Consider the following 5,331-nt stretch of genomic DNA (forward strand, 5'->3'; position numbering starts at 1 on the left):
CCGAGGTCGGACCCGGAGAGGTCTTTCAACGATCCGAGGAGTCGACCCATCGGGGTACGAGCTCCCGCAACAATCACAGAACTGGTCACGATTTCCTCCGGCTGCAAAAGAGACATAGTCGTCGGTTCCGTGCGGCCTAAGAGCCAAGTCACATCCCGACGTGTACTCCTCAAACGGTAGCGCTACCGTGAAAGGTATGACACAGACCTCCCCCAATTCTGCACTCGCACCTTTGTCGTCCGACCTCGTCGTCGCGATCGATCATGTCGGAATCGCGGTGCCCGATCTCGACGTTGCGATCGCGTGGTACACGCAGCACCTGGGCATGGTGTCGACCCACGAGGAAATCAACGAATCGCAGGGCGTGCGTGAGGCCATGCTCTCCGTCGTCGGCTCCCCCGCCGGATCCACTGCCGTTCAGCTGCTCGCGCCTCTGGACGAGAACTCGACCATCGCCAAGTTCATCGACCGAAGCGGCCCTGGACTGCAGCAGCTCGCCTACCGAGTCACCGACATCGACGCCATCTCCGCCGAGCTTCGCGAGCGGGGTGTTCGGTTGCTGTACGACGCTCCCCGACTCGGTACGGCCAACTCGCGCATCAACTTCATTCACCCTAAGGACGCCGGGGGCGTCCTGGTGGAACTGGTCGAACCCGACGCGAGCCACTAGCAGACCCGACTCCAGCTCGTATGCCAGGTAGATTGTCGCCATGGCATACGAGCAGGACCGCGGTTCGATCCAACTTCCGTTCCAGATCGCACGGAAGGGATACGACCGCGACGAGGTACGTAACTACTTCGAGCGATTCGACGCGGAGCTGCGCGTTACCGCAGCCGATCGTGATGCTGCCGCCGCGCAGGCCCGTGATCTTGCCAAGCAGCTCGACGATGCACGCGACGACATCGACGACCTCCGCAAGGACGTCGACCGTCTCTCGGTACCGCCCACCACTGCGGAGGGCATGAGCGATCGCATCAGCCGCATGCTCCGCCTTGCCTCCGACGAGGCTTCGGAGGTTCGCGCGAAGGCTGAGGCCGACGCAGCCGAGATGACCTCCATCGCCGAACAAGACGGCGCCCGTCTACGTGGACACTACGAGTCGTTGATCGCCGAACTCGAGGACCGTCGCAATGCGATGGAAACCATGCACGAGCAGACCATGGCGCAGGCCCGCACCGAAGCCGCCCGGATCGTCGAAGCTGCACAGGCCGAACGGGATCGACTGGCTGCCGAGTCCGAGGCCAAGCGCACTCAGATCCGCGAAGACTTCGACATCTCGATGTCCGAGCGTCGCGCCAAGGTCGTCGCCGCCGTCAACGAATTGGAGTCGTCGAGCAAGGCAGAGGCCGAGCGTCGACTCGCCGATGCGTCGCACGAAGCTCAGCGCAGACTGCAGGCCGCCACCGATCAGTCCGAGCGCAAGATCGCACACGCAAAAGAACTGACTGAAGAACTGCGTGTTCTCCGTGGCCGAATCCTGGCTCAGCTCTTGGGTATTCGCGGACAACTCGATTCGGTTCCGGCCATGCTCGCATCGGTCAATCGGGAGAGCGAACTCCTCGATTCACCGCCCGCTCCGGTCATCGTCGAAGCCGAGGAAGATCTCGAGATCGAAGACAAGAAAGCCGACGCAGATCCGGTCGGCTCAGAACCGAGTATCGACGAAGACGACGTACTCGAGGACTCGGACGAGACCAACACCGCCGAGATCGACACCCGCGCCGTCGAGCAGCGAGCCCAGTCCAGGAACTGATCGACGCTCAAGACCACCGTCTGGTCAGGCTGCGAGTTCCGCGGCCTGACCAGCATCCGGTGTGCCAGTGCCGACGCTCGTTCGCGCCGCCCGGTTCCGAAGGCCAGGTCACCACGTGTGCGACTCCCGGCCTGATGTCGTGATCACAGCCGGGGCACCGGTAGAACTTCGTCGCGTTGGAACCGGGTATCGGCCGCACCATGTACATTTCACCGCCCGGCCCTGGCTCTTCCCGGACCAGAGCCCCGCCGAACAACACACCGCCAGGTGACGCCGACTCAGCGCTGGAGTTCTGAGTACGCCGAGTATCCGTTCGACGGGTTTGCTTCGGCGAAGGTTTGCGGCGCGGCATGGTTCGAGTCTAAACAGCGTCAGAAGAGTCGGAACTCGGTGCTTTCGGTGCCGCGCAAAGCCTCGTAGTCCAGGACCAGGCAGCGGATCCCACGGTCGTTGGCCAAAGTCTTTGCCTGCGGCTTGATCTGTTGCGCTGCAAAAACTCCCGTGACCGGTGCAAGCAGAGGATCGCGGTTGAGCAACTCCAGGTAACGCGTCAACTGCTCGACGCCGTCGATCTCGCCGCGACGCTTGATTTCCACCGCCACCGAGGCGCCGTCCGCGTCACGGACCAGAAGGTCGACCGGCCCGATGGCCGTCATGTACTCGCGTCGTACCAAGGTGTAGCCGGGGCCGAGCGTCTCGACGTGCTCCGCCAGAAGTTCTTGAAGGTGTGCCTCGACACCATCCTTGATCAAACCCGGATCGAGACCGAGTTCATACGAGGAATCGTGCTCGACCTCTTCGAGAGTGATCCGAAGTTCCTCGCCTGCCTTGTTGGTGACGACCCACAGGACGTCGTCGCCGTCTCCGGTGGTCTCGACCAACCAGCACGGCGGACTCATCCAATTGAGCGGCTTGTACGCCCGATCATCGGCGTGGATGCTGACGGAGCCGTCGGCCTTGACCAACAGCAATCGTCTTGCGGTAGGGAGGTGGGATGTCAGGCGTCCCACGTAGTCGACACGGCAACGAGCAATAACTAGGCGCACCGGACCACCCTAAGCGATCATTACGACTACTCTCGACACACTATGCAGCGAAGCCGTGTCCCGAGTGCGCCCCTGGGGTCGTGGCTGCTCGGATCCACTGACGAAAGCCCCAGGCGCCGCCGAATCCGCGTCCAGGCACTACTGACCGCCCCTCTCCTGGTCACCAACCTGATCGGAGCGGTGCTGGCGATAGTGCTCGTCGGATTCGTGGTTCCCGGACCCGAGATCATCGACCCCGAATTCGCGTGGATCAACTTTATCGCCGTGCCCGTCTTCATCGGGTGTGTCTTTCTGATCGGACTTCTCTGGGGCACCAAACGCCTCATGCGGGATCTCCGGTGGGCCACCGAGGATCACCGGCCAACCGAGCAGAATCAACGCGCGGCGTTGCGTGGGCCGTGGCGACTGACCCGAGTGCAAGCTGTCCTGTGGACGGCCGCGCTCATCACCTTCACGACCATGTACGGAATCGTCGACCCCGACACCATTCCGAAAGTTCTGTTCACCGTGGCCTTCAGCGGTATCACCACCTGTGCTTTCTGCTACCTGCTCAGCGAGTTCGCCCTTCGCCCGATTGCTGCGCGTGCACTCGAATCCGGAGCACCCCGCAAGGCTGCCGTTCTCGGACTGACCGGCCGGACAATCCTCGTCTGGCTGCTCGGAAGCGGAGTCCCCGTCACTGGCTTGATGCTCGTAGCGGTCTTCAGCTTCATCCGGCCTGCTTCGTGGCAAGCCCTCGCGATCGCCATCCTCGTCATCGGTGGGATCACCCTGTGCGTCGGACTCGGGCTGACGTACATCAACATTCGATCGGCTGCGGCCCCCATTCGGTCCGTGCGACGCGGCATGGAACAAGTCACCCGTGGTGACCTCACCGCGTCCGTCGTCGTGTACGACGGGACCGAACTGGGACTGCTGCAGACCGGCTTCAACCGCATGGCCGAGGGCCTACGCGAGCGCGAGAGAATTCGCGACCTCTTCGGGCGCCACGTCGGACATGAGGTTGCCGCAAACGCGGTTCGGCGGAACCCCGAACTCGGCGGTGAAGAACGTGACGTTGCCGTTCTCTTCGTCGACGTCATCGGATCGACCACCATCGCGGCCACCAACTCCCCTACCGCGGTGGTCGCTCTACTCAATCGATTCTTCGACGTCATCGTCGACGAGGTAGATGCACACGGCGGATTCGTCAACAAGTTCGAGGGCGACGCAGCGCTGGCGATTTTCGGAGCGCCGACGACACTCGACGATCACGCCGGCAGTGCACTCGCCGCCGCCCGAAAGATTCAACAGCGCCTGCGTGCCGAAGTTCCGGAAGTGAGCGCGGGAATCGGCGTCGCTGCGGGTATTGCCGTTGCCGGAAACGTCGGTGCGCGAGAAAGATTCGAGTACACCGTCATCGGTGATCCGGTCAACGAAGCAGCGCGACTGTCCGAGGTCGCCAAGACGGTTCCGGGTAACCTCGCCGCATCAGGAAGGGCGGTGGCCGCCGCTGACAGCGCCGAAGCCGCCCAGTGGTCGATCACCGAGAACATCACCCTTCGTGGCCGCCTCGAACAGACCGAGCTCGCTATTCCGTGCGACGCCTTGGAATCCGAGACCAGCCCGGCAGACTCGGTCCCCGTTCAGCCCTGAACTCCCAGCCCCGATCGAGCGAACGGCACTTTCGGTCGATTCAAGGCGACGAACGCCACGTTCGCTCGATGACTTTCCCGCTTCCCGACGGTCTATATCGGCACAGCGGAAATCCGACGACGCCTGGGAGATGGGTACGACTATGAAACTCACGACCTTTACCATCGTCACTCTCGACGGAGTGATGCAAGGACTCGGTGGGCCGGACGAAGACCGCCGCGGTGGATTCGAGCGAGGCGGATGGTCCGCGCCATTGGTAGACACCGAAGCCATGTCCTACCTCGTCCAGGTTTATCAGCGCGCCGACGCCTTCCTATTCGGCCGACACACGTACGAGATATTCGCCGGGTACTGGGGCACGTTCGAGAATCCGGATGTCAACCCCATTGCAAGCGCATTGAATTCGCGGCCCAAGTATCTTGCGTCGACGACGCTCACCGATCCGCAATGGAAGAACACGACCGCCCTGACCGGTGACACCGCCACAGCGATCGGCGAATTGAAAGCCAGACCCGGCGGTGAGCTCCAGGTGCACGGTAGCGGCAACTTGTGCCGTTGGCTCCTCGCGAACGATCTCGTCGACGAGATGATCCTGCTGATCGTGCCGGTAGTCCTAGGCCAGGGCACTCGACTCTTCCCCGACTCTGGACCGGACATCGCACTCGAACTGGCCGAATCGCGAGCCACTCCAAAGGGTGTGACGATTCAGAGGTATCTGCCCACCGGCCGGCCGAAGTACGCAACAGCCACCGCCGACGGAATCGACTAATCCGGGCAAAGCGCCGGTCGTCCTCAGTCGTGCGCCCGCCCTGATGGTGCGAACGGTACGTTGGGTCGGTCTGAGGCGACGGAAGTGCCGTTGGCTCGATGCGGGGGTGCCGGGGGTGTTGTGGGAA

At 62.7% G+C, this 5,331-nt stretch carries 6 protein-coding genes; 4 read left to right on the forward strand and 2 right to left on the reverse strand.

Translation table 11 applies throughout. From position 1 onward, the window contains the following. Positions 1 to 196 precede the first annotated feature (196 nt). Both mce and R4P65_RS32790 read left to right on the forward strand, forming a co-directional pair. Positions 197 to 670, forward strand: a complete 474-nt coding sequence (gene mce / locus R4P65_RS32785) for a methylmalonyl-CoA epimerase (RefSeq protein ID WP_317829663.1) — start codon at positions 197 to 199, stop codon at positions 668 to 670. A 40-nt stretch (positions 671 to 710) separates the two neighbouring features. Beyond that, positions 711 to 1,754 (forward strand): hypothetical protein, encoded by a 1,044-nt coding sequence (locus R4P65_RS32790; protein WP_317829664.1) that lies wholly within the window; start codon positions 711 to 713, stop codon positions 1,752 to 1,754. Between the two features lie 7 nt (positions 1,755 to 1,761). Here R4P65_RS32790 and R4P65_RS32795 read toward each other — a convergent pair whose 3' ends face one another. Together R4P65_RS32795 and nucS are read right to left on the reverse strand one after the other, a co-directional pair. Further along, positions 1,762 to 2,106: an ATP/GTP-binding protein gene (locus R4P65_RS32795; protein WP_317829665.1), complete on the reverse strand. Its 345-nt coding sequence runs from the start codon at positions 2,104 to 2,106 to the stop codon at positions 1,762 to 1,764. A 19-nt stretch (positions 2,107 to 2,125) separates the two neighbouring features. Further along, positions 2,126 to 2,800: an endonuclease NucS gene (gene nucS / locus R4P65_RS32800; RefSeq protein ID WP_064444085.1), complete on the reverse strand. Its 675-nt coding sequence runs from the start codon at positions 2,798 to 2,800 to the stop codon at positions 2,126 to 2,128. A gap of 42 nt (positions 2,801 to 2,842) precedes the next feature. On the opposite strand from nucS, the gene R4P65_RS32805 reads away from it, so the two are divergent. Further along, positions 2,843 to 4,435: an adenylate/guanylate cyclase domain-containing protein gene (locus R4P65_RS32805; protein ID WP_317829666.1), complete on the forward strand. Its 1,593-nt coding sequence runs from the start codon at positions 2,843 to 2,845 to the stop codon at positions 4,433 to 4,435. A gap of 142 nt (positions 4,436 to 4,577) precedes the next feature. Then, entirely contained in the window at positions 4,578 to 5,204 is a 627-nt protein-coding gene (locus R4P65_RS32810) for a dihydrofolate reductase family protein (RefSeq protein WP_317829667.1), read from the forward strand. The last annotated feature ends 127 nt before the right edge of the window (positions 5,205 to 5,331 follow it).

This window comes from Rhodococcus sp. IEGM 1318, assembly GCF_033142465.1.
In the GTDB taxonomy this organism is placed as follows: domain Bacteria; phylum Actinomycetota; class Actinomycetes; order Mycobacteriales; family Mycobacteriaceae; genus Rhodococcus_F; species Rhodococcus_F qingshengii_B.